Here is a 17,270-nt window from a genome sequence, read left to right as displayed (position 1 = left end):
TTCGCCGGGACGACGGGCCAGTGTCTTAGTTGCGTTCCAGGTCGATATCGATACCCAGGGAACGGATCTCTTTCACCAGCACGTTGAACGATTCCGGCATACCGGCGTCGATCACGTGGTCACCTTTGACCAGGTTTTCGTACACTTTGGTACGGCCGTTCACGTCATCCGACTTCACAGTCAGCATCTCTTGCAGCACGTACGATGCGCCGTACGCTTCCAGTGCCCACACCTCCATCTCACCGAAACGCTGACCACCGAACTGGGCTTTACCGCCCAGTGGCTGCTGCGTCACCAGCGAGTATGGACCGGTCGAACGCGCGTGCATCTTGTCGTCCACCAGGTGGTGCAGTTTCAGCATGTGCATCACGCCGACGGTGACCTTGCGCTCGAACGCTTCGCCGGTGCGGCCGTCGTACATGGTGACCTGATTCTTCGATGGCGTCATGCCCAGGTTGCGGGCGATGTCGTCAGGGTAAGCCAGGTCCAGCATGCGGCGGATTTCCGACTCGTGCGCACCGTCGAACACCGGGGTCGCGAACGGCACACCGCGTTTCAGGTTGTGCGCCAGCTTCATGATCTCTTCGTCGTCGAAGTTGTCCAGATCTTCCGGACGGCCGGTTTCGTTGTAGACCGTGGTCAGATACTTGCGCATCTCGGCGACCTTGATCTGTTGCGCCAGCATTTCGCCGATGCGGATACCCAGGCCTTTTGCTGCCCAGCCCAAGTGGGTTTCCAGAATCTGACCCACGTTCATCCGCGACGGCACGCCCAGCGGGTTCAGCACCACGTCGGCCGGGGTACCGTCCGCCATGTAGGGCATGTCTTCCACTGGCACGATACGCGAGACCACACCCTTGTTACCGTGGCGGCCTGCCATCTTGTCGCCCGACTGCAGGCGGCGTTTCACGGCCAGGTAGACCTTGACCATTTTCTGCACGCCAGGTTGCAGTTCATCGCCCTGGGTCAGTTTCTTGCGCTTCTCTTCGAAGGCCAGATCGAACTGGTGGCGCTTCTCATTGATCGACTCCTTGATTGCTTCCAGCGCGGTCGCCGAGGCGTCTTCCGCCGGGCGGATGTCGAACCAGTGGTACTTGTCCAGATCGTCCAGGTATTCCTTGGTGATCTTGGCGCCTTTGGCCAGCTTCTTCGGACCGCCGTTGACCACCTGGCCAATCAGCATTTTTTCCAGACGCTGGAAGGCATCGCCTTCCACAATACGCATCTGGTCGTTCAGGTCCAGACGGAAACGCTTCAGTTCATCGTCGATGATCTGCTGGGCGCGTTTGTCGCGCACGATGCCTTCGCGGGTGAACACCTGGACGTCGATCACGGTGCCGACCATGCCCGACGGCACGCGCAGCGAGGTGTCTTTCACGTCCGATGCTTTTTCACCGAAGATGGCGCGCAGCAGCTTCTCTTCCGGGGTCAGCTGGGTTTCGCCCTTCGGCGTCACTTTACCGACCAGGGTGTCGCCGGCTTGCACTTCAGCACCGATGTACACGATACCGGACTCATCCAGACGAGCCAGCTGGTTCTCAGCCAGGTTCGAGATGTCGCGGGTGATTTCTTCCGCGCCCAGTTTGGTATCGCGTGCCACCACGCTCAGCTCTTCGATGTGGATCGAGGTGTAACGGTCGTCTTTGACGACGTTTTCCGAGATCAGGATCGAATCCTCGAAGTTCAGACCATTCCATGGCATGAAGGCCACGGTCATGTTCTGGCCCAGCGCCAGCTCGCCCAGGTCGGTCGATGCGCCGTCGGCGATCACGTCGTGCTTGGCGACGCGGTCACCAACCTGCACGATTGGACGCTGGTTGATGTTGGTGTTCTGGTTGGAACGGGTGTACTTGATGAGGTTGTAGATGTCGACACCGACTTCGCCCGCAGTGGCTTCATCGTCGTTGACGCGAATCACCACACGGCCTGCATCGATGTAGTCCACCACGCCGCCACGCACCGCTTGCACGGTGGTGCCGGAGTCGACTGCCACGGTCCGTTCGATACCGGTACCGACCAGCGCCTTTTCAGGACGCAGGCAAGGCACAGCCTGACGCTGCATGTTGGCGCCCATCAGTGCACGGTTCGCATCATCGTGTTCCAGGAATGGAATCAGCGACGCTGCAACGGACACGATCTGGCCTGGCGCCACGTCCATGTACTGGACGCGTTCTGGCGACACCAGAATGGTCTCGCCCGCTTCACGCGACGACACCAGCTCGTCGACCAGCTGACCGCTTTCATTGATCTTGGCATTCGCCTGAGCAATGATGTAACGGCCTTCTTCGATCGCCGACAGGTAATCGATCTGGTCGGTAATCTTGGAGTCCACCACCTTGCGGTATGGGGTTTCCAGGAAGCCGTATTCATTCAGGCGGGCGTACAGTGCCAGCGAGTTGATCAGACCGATGTTCGGGCCTTCAGGCGTTTCGATCGGGCACACGCGGCCGTAGTGGGTCGGGTGCACGTCGCGCACCTCGAAGCCGGCACGTTCGCGGGTCAGACCGCCAGGGCCCAGGGCGGAAACGCGGCGTTTGTGCGTGATTTCCGACAGCGGGTTGGTCTGGTCCATAAACTGCGACAGCTGCGACGAACCGAAGAATTCACGGATCGCGGCCGAAATCGGCTTGCTGTTGATCAGGTCGTGCGGCATCAGGTTGTCCGCTTCGGCCTGGCCGAGGCGTTCCTTGACGGCGCGCTCAACGCGCACCAGGCCGGCGCGGAACTGGTTCTCGGCCAGTTCGCCGACGCAACGTACGCGACGGTTACCCAGGTGATCGATATCGTCGACTTCGCCGCGGCCATTGCGCAGTTCCACCAGGATCTTGATCACGGCCAGCACGTCGTCGTTCGACAGCGTCATGGCGCCGGTCAGTTCGTCACGGCCGATGCGGCGGTTGAACTTCATGCGGCCCACGGCCGACAGGTCGTAGCGGTCCGGGCTGTAGAACAGGCCGTTGAACAGCGCTTCGACCGAATCTTCGGTCGGCGGTTCGCCAGGACGCATCATGCGGTAGATGGCGATCCGCGCAGCGGTCTGGTCGGCGGTGTCGTCGATGCGCAGCGTTTGCGAGATATAGCCACCCTGGTCCAGATCGTTGGTGTACAGCGTCTGGATGTCGGCGACGTTGCTGTCGCGCAGGCGATTCAGCACTTCGTCGGTCAGCTCATCGTTGGCGTTGGCGATGACTTCGCCGGTGTCGCCGTCAACGATGTTCTTGGCCAGCACGCGGCCCAGCAGGTAGTCTTCCGGCACCGAAATGTGTTTCAGGCCGGCAGCGTCGATGTCGCGTACATGCTTGGCATTGATACGCTTGTCTTTCATGACGATGGTCTTGCCGGTCTTCGGATCGACGATGTCGAAGCGCGCGACTTCGCCGCGCAGGCGTTCGGCGACGAATTCCATCTCGGCGCCTTCGGAGCGCAGGTGGAAGTTGTCGAACACGAAGAAGTTGGCCAGGATCTGTTCCGGCGACATGCCGATCGCCTTCAGCAGAATGCTGACGGGCATCTTGCGGCGACGGTCGACGCGGAAGTACAGGATGTCTTTCGGATCGAACTCGAAGTCCAGCCACGAACCGCGGTAAGGAATGATACGGGCCGAGAACAGCAGTTTGCCGGACGAGTGAGTCTTGCCGCGGTCATGTTCAAAGAACACGCCCGGGGAGCGATGCAGCTGCGAAACGATAACGCGCTCGGTACCGTTGATAACGAACGAACCGGTGGAGGTCATCAGGGGCAGTTCGCCCATGTAGACTTCCTGTTCCTTCATCTCTTTGACGACCGGCTTGGTCGGCGATTCCTTGTCCAGGATCACCAGACGCACCTTGGCGCGCAGCGGCGACGCGAACGTCAGGCCACGCAGTTGGCATTCCTTGACGTCAAAGGCAGGATCGCCCAGCACGTACGACAGGAATTCGAGACGCGCAAAACCATTGTGCGAAACGATAGGGAAAATCGAGGTAAAGGCCGACTGCAGGCCGTCGTTCTTGCGGGCCGATGCGCTAACATCTTCTTGCAAGAAACTGTGGTAGGACTCGAGCTGGGTAGCCAGCAGGAACGGAACGTTGTGAACGTTGGCGCGCTTCGCGAATGATTTGCGAATGCGTTTCTTCTCAGTAAATGAGTAGTGCATGGACACTCCGTGAGTGACAGAAAGGGAAAAAATTTCAGGTTTAGCCTGTGCGGCCTGTCTGTCACACAGACGAAACCTGAAACTTCTACCATTTCCAGCTGATTCAATTGGGACTGCAACGCCGGGAAAACGCTACAAATACGACACAGACGACAAAGGAGCCAAAGCCGGATATTCCCTCTTTAACAAGGGAAGTCCGCAGCTTTGGCTCGTGGCGCTAACACAAACTGTTAGCAACCGGTACAGCTTATTACTTCAGTTCGGCCTTGGCGCCAGCTTCTTCCAGCTTTTTCTTAGCGGCTTCAGCGTCAGCTTTCGACAGGGCTTCTTTGACGGTTTTTGGTGCGCCATCGACCACGTCTTTGGCTTCTTTCAGGCCCAGACCGGTGATTTCGCGAACTGCTTTAATTACGCCAACTTTGTTCGCGCCGACTTCGGTCAGAACAACGTTGAATTCGGTTTGCTCTTCAGCAGCAGCAGCAACTGCGCCGCCAGCAGCAGGAGCAGCCATTGCAGCAGCCGATACGCCGAATTTTTCTTCGAAAGCTTTGACCAGGTCGTTCAGGTCCATTACGGACATTTCGCTCACTGCGTTCAGGATGTCGTCTTTGCTAATTGCCATTTGAAACTCCAATAATTTTTTGATTCGTTAATACATCAGAATGCTACTTGATAAAAAACCCGCGCCGGCGCCACGGCCGGCACACAGCGGCCTGTTAGGCTGCTGGGGCTTCTTCTGCTGCAACTTCTGCAACAGGAGCGCCTTCGGATTTTTTCGCTGCCAGAGCAGCCAGACCACGTGCAAAGCCCGACACCGGAGCCAGCATAACGCCCAACAGCTGCGAGATGAGGACTTCACGGCTAGGAATGCTCGCCAACGCGGTAACAGCGGACTTGTCCAGCTGTTTGCCTGCGTAGTTACCGGCAGTGATGACCAGCTTGTCGTTGGTTTTAGCGAAGTCGTTGATGACTTTAGCTGCTGCAACGGCATCGTCCGAGATCGAATAGATCAGCGGACCGGTCATGCTGTCTGCCAGGGCGGCAAATTGCGTGCCTTCGACGGCGCGACGAGCGAGGGTGTTTTTCAACACTCGCAGGTACACGCCTTGAGCGCGCGCTTTGGCACGGAGTTGCGTCAAGTGAGCAACCTGGATGCCACGATACTCGGCCACGACGATAGTTTGCGCAGTTGCTACTTTTGCGGAAACTTCGGCGACTACGGCCTTTTTGTCATTCAGATTGAGACCCACGGTCAATCTCCTTAAATGATCGCCGGCGACATTGCCGGCCATCGGTTCGAACCACGGCGTCCGAGGTTAGGAGTCCAATGGACTGCAAAACTTGATCGGGAACACCATCTGCGTTGGGTGAAACATTCAATTAACCGGATGCCTGCCTGATGCACCTGGCCCAACGGTCTTTGATTGCGGCTGCTGCCGAAACAGCAGCCATCCCAAAGAACTGCCTCATGCCCGAGGGCACAAGGACTTAATACTTAAAACTTAGGCAGCAGCCAGGGTAGCCTGGTCAACACGGACGCCAGCGCCCATGGTCGACGACAGCGACACCTTGCGCAGGTACACGCCTTTCGACGAGGCTGGCTTGGCTTTGTTCAGCGCGTCGATCAGGGCAACCAGGTTGCTCTTCAGATCAGCGTCAGCGAACGATTTGCGGCCGATGGTCGCGTGAATGATACCGGCTTTGTCGGTACGGTACTGCACCTGGCCAGCTTTCGCGTTTTTCACGGCGGTAGCGACGTCAGGGGTAACGGTGCCGACTTTCGGGTTAGGCATCAGGCCGCGTGGACCCAGGATCTGACCCAGGGTACCAACGATACGCATGGTGTCTGGCGAAGCGATGACGATATCGAAAGGCATGTCGCCGGCTTTGACGCGCTCGGCCAGGTCTTCCATACCGACGACGTCGGCGCCAGCGGCTTTAGCAGCTTCGGCTTTGTCGCCCGAAGCGAACACAGCTACGCGAACGGTTTTGCCGGTGCCAGCTGGCAGCACGACGGAACCACGCACAACCTGGTCCGATTTCTTCGGATCCACGCCCAGTTGGACCGACACGTCGATCGATTCATTGAACTTGGCGGTGGCCAGTTCTTTGATCAGAGCAACAGCGTTGTCGAACGAGTAGTTCTTGGTGGTATCAACTTTAGCTTTGATAGCTTTTGCGCGTTTGGACAGTTTTGCCATGATTACACACCTTCCACGGTAATGCCCATCGAACGTGCGGAACCAGCGATGGTGCGTACAGCAGCATCCAGGTCGGCAGCGGTCAGATCAGGGGTTTTCAGTTTCGCGATTTCTTCGGCCTGGGCGCGGGTCAGCTTACCGACTTTGTCGGTATGTGGCTTCGGCGAACCTTTGGTGATGCCCGAATGTTTCTTGATCAGGAAGGTCGCTGGCGGCGTCTTCATGACGAAGGTGAACGATTTGTCGGCGAAAGCGGTGATCACGACTGGGATCGGCATGCCTGGTTCCATACCTTGGGTCTGCGCGTTGAACGCTTTGCAGAATTCCATGATGTTCAGACCGCGCTGACCCAGCGCTGGGCCGATCGGTGGGGATGGGTTTGCTTTACCAGCTGGCACTTGCAGCTTGATAAAACCAATGATTTTCTTTGCCATGATGGCTCCTATCTTGGATATGAGTAGTAGCGCCCCACACTGCGTATGCTGCAGGGCGGGGCTCCTCTTTTGCCAGATGCACTAGGGTTTTGACACCGTCGCCCGCTCTGGCGAACGGTATTTAGACTTTTTCGACCTGGCCGAATTCGAGTTCGACTGGTGTGGCGCGGCCAAAAATGGTGACCGAGACGCGCACTTTCGATTTCTCGTAGTTGACTTCCTCGACATTGCCGTTGAAGTCAGTGAACGGACCATCCTTGATGCGGACTTGCTCGCCCACTTCGTACAGCACTTTCGGCCGTGGCTTCTCGACGCCTTCTTGCATCTGCTGCATGATCTTGTCGATCTCGCGCGCCGGGATCGGCGTCGGCTTGTTCGATTTGCCGCCGATGAAGCCGGTCACTTTGCTGGTGTTTTTCACCAGGTGCCAGGTTTCGTCGGTCATTTCCATCTCGACCAGCACGTAGCCAGGGAAGAAACGACGCTCGGTGACCGATTTCTGGCCATTGCGCACTTCGACCACTTCTTCGGTCGGCACCAGGATCTGGCCAAACTGTTCTTGCATGCCGGCGCGTTCGACGCGCTCGGTCAGCGCGCGTTGCACGCTTTTTTCCATGCCGGAGTACGCATGCACAACGTACCAGCGCTTATTGCTGACTGGTACGCTGACGGGCGCCGCTTCTTGAGCGGCTTCGACCGGGATTTCACCGGTCGCATCATCTTGCACGTTTTCGCTCATTATTTTCGTATGCCCAGAATGACGTCGTACAACAGGAATTCCAAGGTCTTATCCGTGCCCCACAGGAACACTGCCATCACCAGCACGAAGGCAAACACGATGCCGGTGATCTGGGTCGCCTCGCTACGGGTAGGCCACACGACCTTTTTCGTCTCGCGGACAGCTTCTTTGGCAAAATTCAGGAAATCACGGCCAGTCGACGAAGTCCACAAGATCAAAACGGCAAAAGCCAAACCAGCCACAAGTGCGCCTGCGCGTACCAGAGCTGGTTTGTCCGACAGGTAATAGAACCCTATCACGCCCACGATTGCAATGGCGATCGCCAGTACAACCTTAATCTTGTCATTCGACGTGCTGACGGTCTGCACGGATTGATTAGACATTTATATTTACTTTCGGTGCCCTGCACCAGATTCGGTGGCAGGGGCGGAGGGCCTCGAACCCCCAACCTTCGGTTTTGGAGACCGACGCTCTGCCAATTGAGCTACGCCCCTACATAAAACTACAAAGGATCGCGATTATACCACCCGGACACCCGGGTGGCAATCTCATATCCTATTAGGCCAGGATCTTGGCAACGACGCCTGCGCCTACGGTACGGCCACCTTCGCGGATTGCGAAGCGCAGACCTTCTTCCATCGCGATCGGGTTGATCAGCTTGACGGTGATCGACACGTTATCGCCTGGCATAACCATTTCTTTGTCCTGTGGCAGTTCGATCGAACCGGTCACGTCAGTCGTACGGAAGTAGAACTGTGGACGATAGTTGTTGAAGAACGGGGTGTGACGACCGCCTTCGTCTTTCGACAGCACGTAGATCTCGCCGGTGAAGTGGTTGTGCGGTTTGATCGAGCCTGGTTTTGCCAGCACTTGACCACGTTGCACGTCTTCACGCTTGGTGCCGCGCAGCAGCAGACCAACGTTGTCGCCGGCCTGACCCTGGTCCAGCAGCTTGCGGAACATTTCCACGCCGGTGCAGGTGGTTTTCACGGTGTCGGTGATACCAACGATTTCGATCTCTTCACCGACTTTGATGATGCCGCGCTCAACACGACCGGTCACAACGGTGCCGCGACCCGAGATCGAGAACACGTCTTCCACTGGCATCAGGAAGGCGCCATCGACTGCGCGCTCTGGCGTAGGGATGTAGCTGTCCAGTGCGTCGGCCAGGGCCATGATGGCTTGCTCGCCCAGTGGACCGGTGTCACCGTCCAGTGCTTTACGTGCCGAACCTTTGATGATTGGCAGGTCGTCGCCTGGGAACTCGTATTTCGAAAGCAACTCACGCACTTCCATTTCAACCAGTTCCAGCAGCTCTTCGTCATCCACCAGATCGCACTTGTTCAGGAACACGACGATGTATGGCACGCCAACCTGACGGGCCAGCAGGATGTGCTCGCGGGTCTGTGGCATTGGGCCGTCAGCTGCGGAGCAAACCAGGATCGCGCCGTCCATCTGCGCAGCACCGGTAATCATGTTCTTGATGTAGTCGGCGTGGCCTGGGCAGTCAACGTGAGCGTAGTGACGGCCGGCGGTTTCGTACTCGACGTGCGCGGTGTTGATGGTAATGCCGCGGGCTTTTTCTTCTGGTGCTGCATCGATCTGGTCGTAAGCTTTAGCTTCGCCGCCGAATTTTTTCGACAGAACGGTAGCGATCGCAGCGGTCAGGGTGGTCTTGCCGTGGTCGACGTGGCCGATGGTGCCGACGTTAACGTGCGGCTTGGTCCGCTCGAATTTCTCTTTTGCCATTTTAGACTCCTAACGATTTGTGTGATTGGCAGGGAACCCTGCCCGACTGTCTTGATAGTGCTGCCGTACTGCGTACTGCGAATTCTGGTGCCCTTTACGTGGATTGAACACGTGGCCTCTCCCTTACCAAGGGAGTGCTCTACCACTGAGCTAAAAGGGCTTGTTTGCACTACTTTTTGGTGTTTGCACACCAGACTGCAACAACACTGGAGCGGGTGAAGGGAATCGAACCCTCGTCATAAGCTTGGAAGGCTTCAGCTCTACCATTGAGCTACACCCGCGAGGTATTGGTTCAATTCATTTCACTTTACTGCGCCACTCAGTCTTCTTGCAAAAACTTGGTGGAGGGGACTGGATTCGAACCAGTGTACTCTGAGAGAACGGATTTACAGTCCGTCGCCTTTAACCACTCGGCCACCCCTCCGCGAGGAACCGCAGAGTATGAAGCAATTTTCTCAAACCGTCAACCCTTTTTTCACCTCATCGGTGCAGTGTTCACAGTTCGTCTGCTTCGGGGCGAGATTTTAAACTCCCCAACTGCAAAAGTGCAAGTGTTGTTTTTACGTTGCATGTTTTCCTATACAATCGATTGAACCAATGAGACTCCTGGAGCCCTGCGCTTGAACAATCGAAGCGGCCGCTGGCCGACCCTGCTGTTCGCCAATCTGGCCCTGTGGGCCGCGTATTTCCTCACTGGCCGCCTGGGCCTGCTGCTGGCGCTGCCGCCGGGCTATGCCTCCCCCATCTTCCTGCCCGCCGGGATCGCCCTGGCCGCCTGCGTGGTCGGCGGCGCCCGACTGCTGCCGGGCGTGGCGCTCGGTTCGCTGACGGTCAACCTGGTCTACCCCGCGCTCAGCGCCGCCGGCATCACCGGCACCGCCGTGCTGGGCGCCTGTGCCCCGGCCGCCGGCGCCGCCCTGCAGGCGTGGGCCGGCAGCACCCTGTTCCGCCGCTACATCGACCAGACCATCGGCTCCGGCCGCGACGTGGTGCGCTTCATCCTGCTGGCCGCCTGCGTGACGCTGGTGTCGTGCACCATCTCGGTGTCCGGCCTGATGGCGATCGGCATCCTGCAGCGCGACACTGTCGCCACCGACTGGCTGGCGTGGTGGATGGGCGACACCATCGGCATTCTGCTGGCGGCGCCGCTGACCTGGATCGTCATCGGCCGCCCGCGCGCGCTGTGGGCGCGCCGCCGCCTGCTGGTCGGGCTGCCGCTGGTGCTGTCGGCCGCCGCCTTCATCGCCATCTACCTGCAGGCCGACCGCTGGGAAAACACCCAGCAGATGCAGACCTTCCGCCTCAAGGCGCAACAGACCGGCGACTTGCTGCAAGCGCAATTCAGCGAGCACGAGCGCTTCATCTACGCCATGGCCAAGGCGCTCAACGACCCGCGCCGCAACCTCAACGCCGAAGACTTCGGCAACCTGGCCCATGGCTACCTCGACCAGCGCCCCGAACTGATGTCGATGGCCTGGCTGACGCCGGTGGCCGGCAGCGACCGCCGCGCCTTCGAGGCGTGGGCGCGCCAGCAGGTGGCGCCCGGTTTCGCCATCCGCGAGCGCGCGGAAGACGGCAGCTTCACCGTCGCGGCGCAGCGCGACCGCTATTTCGCCACCACGTTCATCGAGCCCGCCAACAGCCGCGCCTACCAGGGGCTGGATTACCTGCATTCGCCGCAGCGGCGCGCCGCGCTGGAGCGCGCCATCCAGTCCGGCCAGCCGACCGCTACCGCACCGCTCAGCCTGCGCGCGGACACCCGCAGTCCCGGGCTGGTGCTGCTGCAGACCGTCTCCCCGCCCGGCAGTCACCGCCAGGTGATCGGCGCGCTGATGATCTCGATGCAGTTCGACGCCTACCTGAACCAGGCGCTGAAACGCTCCGAGTTCCCCTCCTTCCTGCTGCGCTTTGAAGACACCGACGACGACGGCCCGCACCGCCTGGTGCAGGACACGCTGCAGCGCGCGCTGCAGCCGGGCGACTTCCAGCGCCAGCTGCACTTCGGCGGCCGCATCTACGAACTGACGCTGGCGCCGACCCCGGCCTACCTGCAGCAGCAGCGCGGCTGGCAGAGCTGGACCGTGCTGACCTGCGGCCTGCTGCTGACCGGCCTGCTGGGCACCTTGATGATGCTGATCAGCGGCGAGCGCGCCCGCATCCAGGCCGAAGTGAAAGACTCCACCTCGCGCCTGCGCCAGCGCGAAGCGCGCCTGCAAGCGATCCTCAACAAAGCGGCCGACGCCATCCTGACCATCGACAGCAACGGCGCGCTGATGTCGGCCAACGCCGCCGCCGGCCGCCTGTTCGGCTACGCGCCGGAGAAGATGGCCACGCTGCCGCTCGACAAGCTGATCCCGGTCGGCGTCGGCGAAGCGGCCGGCCTCGACGCGGCCGGCCTGCTGCGCATGATCGCCTGCGGCGTCACCCACGAATACGAACTGCCCGGCTGGCGCAGCGACGGCAGCGAATTCCCGCTGGCGATGTCGGTGTCGGAAGTGGAACTGCCGGACGAGCACCTGTTCGTCGCCATCCTGCACGACCTCACCGAACAGCACCTGGCGCAGGAACGCATCCACCGCCTGGCCCACCACGACACCCTGACCGGGCTGGCCAACCGCCTGTCGCTCAATCTGCGGCTGGAGCAGTTGCTGGCGCAGACCCGTCGCGGCGGCGGCACGGCGGCGGTGCTGTTCATCGACCTCGACCACTTCAAGAAAATCAACGACACCCACGGCCACGAAACCGGCGACATGCTGCTGATCGCCGTCGCGCAGCGGCTGCAGGAACTGCTGCGCGAAGTCGACACCATCGCCCGCCTCGGCGGCGACGAATTCATCGTCGTCACCGACGGCGCGGTGACGCCGGACGACGCCTCCAACATCGCCGTGCGCATCGTCGACGCGCTGACTGCGCCGTACCACCTGAACGGCAAGACCGTGCACAGCGGCGCCAGCGTCGGCGTCGCCATGTTCCCGACCGACGGCGAAGACGCCGGCACGCTGATGCGCCATGCCGACACCGCCATGTATGCCGCCAAGAGCCAGGGACGCGGCAACTTCCAGTTCTTCTCGGCAGAAATGAACAGCGCCACCCACGAGCGCCTGATGCTGGAAAGCCGCCTGTGGCAGGCGCTGGAGCAGAACGAATTCGAACTGTATCTGCAGCCGCAGATCGAACTGGCGACGCAGCGCATCATCGGCGCCGAAGCGCTGCTGCGCTGGCACCATCCCGAGCTGGGCATGGTGGGGCCGGACCGCTTCATCCCGATCGCCGAGGAGTCCGGGCTGATCATTCCGCTGGGCGACTGGGTGCTGCAACGCGCCTGCAGCCTGCTGCATGCGTGGCGGGCGCCGGGGCTGTCGCATCTGCGGCTGGCGGTCAACCTGTCGGCGCGCCAGTGCCACGGACCGGGCCTGCTGCCGCACCTGGACCGCATGCTGCACAGCCACGGCATCGACCCGGCCTTGCTGGAGTTGGAAATCACCGAATCGGCGGCGATGCAGGACCCGGAACGCAGCCGCGCGCTGCTGATCGAACTGCGCTCGCGCGGCATCAAGGTGGCGATTGACGACTTCGGCACCGGCTACTCATCGCTGAGCTACCTGAAGCTGTTCGAGATCGACCGCATCAAGATCGACCGCGGCTTCGTCAAGGATATCGAGAGCGACCCGAACGACGCCGTGATCGTCGCCGCCACCATCGCGCTGGCGCACTCGCTGGGGCTGGAAGTGATCGCCGAGGGCGTAGAAACCGAAGCCCAGCGCGACTTCCTGCGCGCCAAGCAATGCGACGAAGCCCAGGGCTACCTGTTCGCCCGCCCGATGCCGGTCGCGCAATTCGAAGCCATGGTCCGCACCGCCGAAGTGCCGGCCTAAATCCGGGGGTTTTATTCAGGGGTGCGGCCGACGCTGGGGTCGCGCTCGATCATGTCCAGCAGCGCGGCCACCACTTCCGGATCGAACTGCTTGCCGGCGCGCTCTTTGATGTAGTTGACCGCTTCGGTATGCGGCCACGGCTCTTTATATGGACGCTCGTGCAGCAGCGAATCGAACACGTCCACCACCGCCACGATCCGCGCCGCGATCGGGATCGCCCGCTCTTTCAGCTGGTTCGGATAGCCGTTGCCATCCCAATGCTCGTGGTGGCCGCCGGCGATCTGCGCGCCATACGTCAGGTAGCTGACGCCGTCGACCATCTTGGACGCCCGCTCCAGGATGGTCTGGCCCACCGCCGCGTGCTGCTGCATCTCGGCCCGCTCTTCCGGCGTGTGGATGCCCGGCTTGAGCAGGATGTGGTCCGGCGTCGCCACCTTGCCGACGTCATGCAGGATCGACGCCAGGCCGATCATGTCCAGCAGCTGCGGCGTCACCTCGTCCGGATAGGCGCCGCGCGCGTGCAGCCGCTGCGCCAGCGACGACGACAGCAGTTGCACCCGCCGCACATGGCCGCCGGTGCCCTTGTCGCGGAACTCGGCCAGGTCGGCCAGCGCCACCACGGTGGCTTCCTGCGCCTTGCGCAGCTGGCCGAACATGTACAGGTTGTCGAACGCGGCCGCAATGCGCTGGCAGAATACTTCCAGCAGATCGCGCTGGATCTGCGCCAGCGGCCACGGCGGCGTGACCGAAATCGCCACCTCGCGGTTTTCCTGCGTATGGATGAACAGCACGTTGGCCGGATGCTCGAACTGCGATTTTTTCTCGGCAAACGCCTTGGCGATGGTCGGCCACAGCGGATGGCCGGTCGGCATCAGCTCCGCTTCGTTGAGCGCGGCATAGTGGCCGGTGGCGGCCACCACGGTGGTGACGCCGGTGTCGCCCTGCATCAGGCACAGCACGCCGTCGGAACCGACGTCGAGGATCGCGCTCACCTGGTTCAGCACGCCCGACGCGAACTCGCGCAGCGAATGGATCTGGTACAGATTGGTGGCGCCGGCCAGGATCTTGCCCAGCCCGATGCGGCTGCGCTCCAGCATGTTCAGGCTTTCGTAAGCGCGCAGCGCCGAAATGACCGTGGTAAACAGCTTCTGCGTGGTCAGCTCGGTCTTGGCCTTGTAGTCGTTGATGTCGTATTCGATGATGACGCGCTGCTCCGGCGCCTGGCCCGGCTGGCCGGTGCGCAGCACCACCCGCACGATGGCGTTGTGGAGTTCCTCGCGGATGCGCCGTGCCAGGATCAGGCCGGCGTCGTCGGTTTCCATCACCACGTCCAGCAGCACCAGCGCGATGTCCGGCGTGTCGCGCAGGATTTCAAACGCTTCGCGCCCGCTGTAGGCGGAAAACAGTTCCAGCTCGCGGCCCTTGAAGCTGACGTTGCGCAGCGCCAGCCGGGTGACGGCATGCACATCGACGTCGTCGTCAACGATCAGCACGCGCCACAAACGCTGGTCCGGGGCGCCGAGACCGCTGGCAGGAAGCTCGTCGTCGTCTTCGTCGATCAGCCAGTTGTCGTCTGCGGCGTTGGAATCGGTCATACGCAATCTCCTGTTGTTACCTTCAGGATAATCAGATTCCCAACCTGTGACAACTCTTATCGAAGCGACACGGCCGCACTAGTTGCTGACGGGGGACGCCCCTGCTTCCACGCTGGCGGCGGCGGTACGGCTGGCCGCGCCGCAGGCGCCCGGATTGGCGCCGGCATCGAGGTTCTGGTAGCGGATTTCATACTTGCCGTTGGCCAGCTTGTCGACCAGCAGCTTGTCGTGCGCCTGCACATAGGCGTAGCGCACATTCGAGCGGCGGTCGAGGTCGTACACCTTGATGAACACCGCCGAGCCATTGCCGGCGTTGTCCAGCATCAGCTGCATCTCGTCGCCGCGGTTGCCAACCGGGAAACCTTCCATGTAGCCGGAGCGGGCCGGCCACGGTTCGCCGTTGGGCGCCAGCAGGGTCTGGGTCGGGGTTTCGCTGTCGCATTCGGCGCCGGCGCCCGGCAACACCACCTGCGAGGCGGTCACCACCTTGATCGGCGCCGTCTTGCCGGCGTGCGCATCGGCCAGCCGCACGGTGGCCCAGGCGTCGGACTCCTCGCTGCGGCCGTCGGCGCGCGCATCGCGCGCGCTGCGCCGCGCCGCCGTGCCGGCATCGGGCGTGGCCGCATTGGCGTTGATGCCGCCCTTGCCGCCCCATGCACTGCTCAGGCTGCCCATCAGTTGCGGTTCGGCCACCATGGTGGCGCCGCCGATCCAGCCCAGCGCCAGACACGCCGCCAGTGCGGCCCAGGTGCGCCAGCCGGGCCGGCGGCCGCGCTTGACCACGGTGTCGTTGACTTGTTCCGGATGCCAGGCAGCATCGTGCTTATGCTTGTCATGGCGATGGCCGTCTTCGTGGCGGGTGCTTTCCAGCCACTCGATCTCCCATTCCTCCGAGGCGATCCACTCGTCATGCTCCTTGCGGCGGTGGGCGTCGGACAGGGTCTCGTAGGCGCTGTTGAGAATGGCCATGATGCGCGCAGCCTTTTCATCCCCCGGATTTTTGTCCGGATGGTATTTTTGGCTGAGCGCCTTGTAGGCGGCACGTATGACCTCCTGCGGCGCCATACGCGACACTTTCAGGTTGTCATAGTGGGTGTGAATCTTGGCCATAGCTGGAAATCGACGCAGAATCAGTCATCATAGCCCATCTTAGCGCATGCAACCCGCAGAGCAGACAACGAATTGGCTTGCTTTTCCATCCAATGTGCTTTTTTGTCTACAGCCGGTGGGTGCGGTCCTGCAGCACGATCGCTTGCGGCAATTCTACGCCTTTGCCGACCACCAGCACTTTGAACAGTTCGCCCATCTCGGCCGGCGACACCAGCTTTTGCAGGGCGCGCGCCTGCGGCAGATACGCCATCGCGTCCGCCGGATCGGTGCGCAGCAACAATTCGCCGATGCCGGCCCCCAGCAGGAAGCCCGACTGGTTCAGGTAGCCCAGCACCTCGATGCCGGCCTCCTGCGCCGCCAGCGCCATCGCCGTGAAGTCGACGTGGGCGGTGATGTCCTGCAGGCCCGGATAGTAGAACGGGTCCGGATGCGCATGGTGCCGGTAGTGGCACATCAGGGTGCCGGTGACGCGCTGGTCGAAGTAATACTCGTGCGCCGGGAAGCCGTAGTCGAACAGGAAGGCGGCGTTGGCCGTGCCCCGGTCCAGCATGCGCGCCAGCGTCGCCATGAAGCCGCAGGCCACGCCGTGCAGCTCGGTCACGTAGCCGGCCGGCAGCAATTCGTGTTCCGGGATCTGGCGCGCCACCTGCGCCAGCAGCGCCGGGCTGGCCGGTGTTTCCAGATACTGGAAGCGGCCATCGTCCACCGTCACCTGCAAGGCCTGCCAGCCGTCCGGATGCTTGATCACCAGCTCGACCGGCATCGCATCCAGCACTTCGTTGCCGAACACCACGCCGTCGAACGCGGCCGGCAAGGCGTCCAGCCACACCACCTGCGGGAAATCGCGCAGCTGGTCCTGCTGGCGACCGCGCAGCTCGCCGGACAGCTCGACAATATAATACGCGTCCACTTTGACGCCGGCCGCGCGCAGCTCGCTCAGGATGTCGAACGCCAGCTTGCCGGTGCCGGCGCCGAATTCGAGGATATTCGGCGCGCTTTGGGCGATAATAGCGGCTGCAACCCGCGCCAGCGCTGCGCCGAACAACGGCGACAGCTCGGGAGCGGTTGTAAAATCGCCATCTTTTCCCAGCTTGGCGGAACCGCCGCTGTAATAGCCCAGGCCGGGCGCATACAGCGCCAGTTCCATATAGCGGGCGAAGGAAATGGCGCCTGCGTTGCGCTCGATGTCGGCGGCGATCAGGTGCTGCAGGGCGTGGGACGCGGCCAGCGCGTCGCTAGAAGGTACGGGTAAGGACATCCCGGCATTATATCCAGTTCAAACATGATGACAGCACAGGACAATTCAACTGCCGCGCCGCGCGTGGCCCTGGTTACCGGCGCCGGACGCCGCATCGGCCGCGCCATCGCGCTCGGGCTGGCGCGCGCCGGCTGGGACGTGGCGGTGCACTACCGCGCCTCGGCCAGCGAAGCG

General features: G+C 61.5%; 12 protein-coding genes, 4 tRNA genes and 1 pseudogene. 2 read left to right on the top strand and 15 right to left on the bottom strand.

Translation table 11 applies throughout. The features are described 5' to 3' along the window. Window positions 1-25: 25 nt before the first annotated feature. The 12 genes from rpoB to GTP55_RS13845 form a co-directional block, all read right to left on the bottom strand. On the bottom strand, window positions 26-4,135 hold the full coding sequence (rpoB, locus tag GTP55_RS13900) for a DNA-directed RNA polymerase subunit beta (protein ID WP_161045527.1): 4,110 nt from the start codon (window positions 4,133-4,135) through the stop codon (window positions 26-28). 250 nt (window positions 4,136-4,385) lie between these two features. Then, window positions 4,386-4,757: a 50S ribosomal protein L7/L12 gene (rplL, locus tag GTP55_RS13895; protein WP_161045526.1), complete on the bottom strand. Its 372-nt coding sequence runs from the start codon at window positions 4,755-4,757 to the stop codon at window positions 4,386-4,388. 94 nt (window positions 4,758-4,851) lie between these two features. Beyond that, window positions 4,852-5,385 (bottom strand): 50S ribosomal protein L10, encoded by a 534-nt coding sequence (gene rplJ, locus GTP55_RS13890; RefSeq protein ID WP_110846680.1) that lies wholly within the window; start codon window positions 5,383-5,385, stop codon window positions 4,852-4,854. A gap of 252 nt (window positions 5,386-5,637) precedes the next feature. Further along, window positions 5,638-6,336 (bottom strand): 50S ribosomal protein L1, encoded by a 699-nt coding sequence (gene rplA, locus GTP55_RS13885; protein WP_110846317.1) that lies wholly within the window; start codon window positions 6,334-6,336, stop codon window positions 5,638-5,640. Window positions 6,337-6,338: 2 nt separating this feature from the next. Continuing rightward, the gene (gene rplK / locus GTP55_RS13880; protein WP_090192334.1) at window positions 6,339-6,770 is read right to left on the bottom strand and encodes a 50S ribosomal protein L11; all 432 of its coding nucleotides are present in this window, start codon (window positions 6,768-6,770) and stop codon (window positions 6,339-6,341) included. 121 nt (window positions 6,771-6,891) lie between these two features. Further along, the gene (gene nusG, locus GTP55_RS13875; protein ID WP_110846316.1) at window positions 6,892-7,509 is read right to left on the bottom strand and encodes a transcription termination/antitermination protein NusG; all 618 of its coding nucleotides are present in this window, start codon (window positions 7,507-7,509) and stop codon (window positions 6,892-6,894) included. Beyond that, the gene (gene secE, locus GTP55_RS13870; protein ID WP_161045525.1) at window positions 7,509-7,892 is read right to left on the bottom strand and encodes a preprotein translocase subunit SecE; all 384 of its coding nucleotides are present in this window, start codon (window positions 7,890-7,892) and stop codon (window positions 7,509-7,511) included. Before secE ends, nusG begins: the two co-directional genes overlap by 1 nt. A 35-nt stretch (window positions 7,893-7,927) precedes the next feature. Further along, window positions 7,928-8,003, bottom strand: a tRNA-Trp gene (locus GTP55_RS13865). A gap of 64 nt (window positions 8,004-8,067) precedes the next feature. Next, window positions 8,068-9,258: an elongation factor Tu gene (tuf, locus tag GTP55_RS13860; RefSeq protein ID WP_161045524.1), complete on the bottom strand. Its 1,191-nt coding sequence runs from the start codon at window positions 9,256-9,258 to the stop codon at window positions 8,068-8,070. Window positions 9,259-9,343: 85 nt separating this feature from the next. Then, window positions 9,344-9,418, bottom strand: a tRNA-Thr gene (locus tag GTP55_RS13855). 47 nt (window positions 9,419-9,465) lie between these two features. Beyond that, window positions 9,466-9,539, bottom strand: a tRNA-Gly gene (locus GTP55_RS13850). A 58-nt stretch (window positions 9,540-9,597) separates the two neighbouring features. Continuing rightward, window positions 9,598-9,682 (bottom strand) — tRNA-Tyr (locus GTP55_RS13845). A 196-nt stretch (window positions 9,683-9,878) separates the two neighbouring features. On the opposite strand from GTP55_RS13845, the gene GTP55_RS13840 reads away from it, so the two are divergent. Continuing rightward, on the top strand, window positions 9,879-13,133 hold the full coding sequence (locus tag GTP55_RS13840) for an EAL domain-containing protein (RefSeq protein ID WP_161045523.1): 3,255 nt from the start codon (window positions 9,879-9,881) through the stop codon (window positions 13,131-13,133). An 11-nt stretch (window positions 13,134-13,144) separates the two neighbouring features. On the opposite strand, the gene GTP55_RS13835 is transcribed toward GTP55_RS13840, so the two are convergent. From GTP55_RS13835 to GTP55_RS13825, 3 genes are all read right to left on the bottom strand, one after another. After that, window positions 13,145-14,728, bottom strand: coding sequence for a DUF3369 domain-containing protein (locus GTP55_RS13835; RefSeq protein WP_161045522.1), 1,584 nt, complete (start codon window positions 14,726-14,728; stop codon window positions 13,145-13,147). 78 nt (window positions 14,729-14,806) lie between these two features. Further along, a complete protein-coding gene (locus GTP55_RS13830; RefSeq protein ID WP_161045521.1) occupies window positions 14,807-15,838 on the bottom strand; it encodes a J domain-containing protein in 1,032 nt (343 codons plus the stop codon). A gap of 106 nt (window positions 15,839-15,944) precedes the next feature. After that, the gene (locus GTP55_RS13825) at window positions 15,945-17,096 is read right to left on the bottom strand and encodes a class I SAM-dependent methyltransferase (RefSeq protein WP_161045520.1); all 1,152 of its coding nucleotides are present in this window, start codon (window positions 17,094-17,096) and stop codon (window positions 15,945-15,947) included. Window positions 17,097-17,120: 24 nt separating this feature from the next. On the opposite strand from GTP55_RS13825, the pseudogene GTP55_RS13820 reads away from it, so the two are divergent. After that, window positions 17,121-17,270 (top strand): annotated as a pseudogene (locus GTP55_RS13820) (SDR family oxidoreductase); the annotation flags it as partial.

The sequence above is a fragment of the Duganella margarita genome, from assembly GCF_009857535.1.
Taxonomy (GTDB): domain Bacteria; phylum Pseudomonadota; class Gammaproteobacteria; order Burkholderiales; family Burkholderiaceae_D; genus Rugamonas; species Rugamonas margarita.
Note: the sequence above shows the minus strand (reverse complement) of the source record. Positions and strands in the feature narration are given on the sequence as shown.